This is a genomic window from Caballeronia glathei, from assembly GCF_000698595.1.
Classification (GTDB): Bacteria; Pseudomonadota; Gammaproteobacteria; order Burkholderiales; family Burkholderiaceae; genus Caballeronia; species Caballeronia glathei.
Genome location: NZ_JFHC01000239.1, coordinates 1 through 1,177, shown reverse-complemented (window position 1 = coordinate 1,177; position 1,177 = coordinate 1). Strand labels below are relative to the sequence as shown.

Here is a 1,177-nt window from a genome sequence, read left to right as displayed (position 1 = left end):
CGGTCCCCGCGAGTCGATGGAATACGACGTCGTGATCGTGGGCGGCGGCCCGGCCGGACTGTCGGCCGCCATCCGGCTCAAGCAGCTCGCCCAGGAAAAAGGCACCGACATCGGCGTGTGCGTGCTCGAAAAAGGCTCGGAAATCGGCGCGCATATCCTCTCGGGCGCCGTCATGGACCCGCGCGGCCTCACCGAACTGATCCCCGACTGGAAGGAAAAAGGCGCCCCGCTCGACGTCGGCGTGACCGAAGACCGCTTTCTCTTCCTGACCCGGGACAGCGCGAAGCAGGTGCCCAACTGGCTCCTGCCCGACAACTTCAAGAACCACGGCAACTACGTGATCAGTCTCGCGAACGTCACGCGCTGGCTGGGCCAGCAGGCCGAGGCGCTGGGCGTCGAAATCTTTCCGGGTTTTCCCGCGGCCGAAGTGCTCTACCACGACGACGGTTCCGTCCGCGGGGTCGTCACCGGCAACATGGGCGTGGGCAAGGACGGCGAGCCGACCGAGAACTTCCAGCTCGGCATGGAGCTGCACGCGAAGTACACGCTCTTTTGCGAAGGCGCGCGCGGGCATCTCGGGCGGCAGTTGAGCGACAAGTTCAAGCTGCGCAAGAACGCCGATCCGCAGGTCTATGGCCTCGGCATCAAGGAGCTGTGGGAGATCGATCCGGTCAAGCACAAGCCCGGCCTCGTGATCCACACCGCCGGCTGGCCGCTGGAAAACGACACCTACGGCGGCTCGTTCCTCTATCACATGGACAACAATCAGGTGGTGGTCGGCTTCGTGGTGGGGCTCGGGTATTCGAATCCGTATCTGTCGCCGTTCGAGGAATTCCAGCGCTACAAGACGCATCCGTCGATCCGTGCGTTTCTCGACGGCGGCAAGCGCATCTCCTACGGCGCGCGCGCGATCACCGCGGGCGGGCTGATGTCGCTGCCGAAGCTGGTGTTTCCGGGCGGCGCGCTGGTCGGCGACGATGCGGGGTTCCTGAACGCGTCGCGCATCAAGGGCAGCCACGCGGCGATCAAGTCGGGCAAGATGGCGGCCGAAGCCGCGTTCGACGCCGTGCAGGCCGGCCGTCAATCCGACGAACTGACGGCCTACCCGCAAGCGTTCGATACGTCGTGGCTCAAGACGGAGCTGTATCGCGCGCGCAACTTCAAGCAGTGGATGAGC

General features: G+C 65.2%; 1 protein-coding gene. It reads left to right on the top strand.

All coding sequences use genetic code 11. The features are described 5' to 3' along the window. Positions 1 to 1,177: NAD(P)/FAD-dependent oxidoreductase (locus BG61_RS38530; RefSeq protein WP_035943692.1), on the top strand; the 1,177-nt coding region annotated here is incomplete at both ends.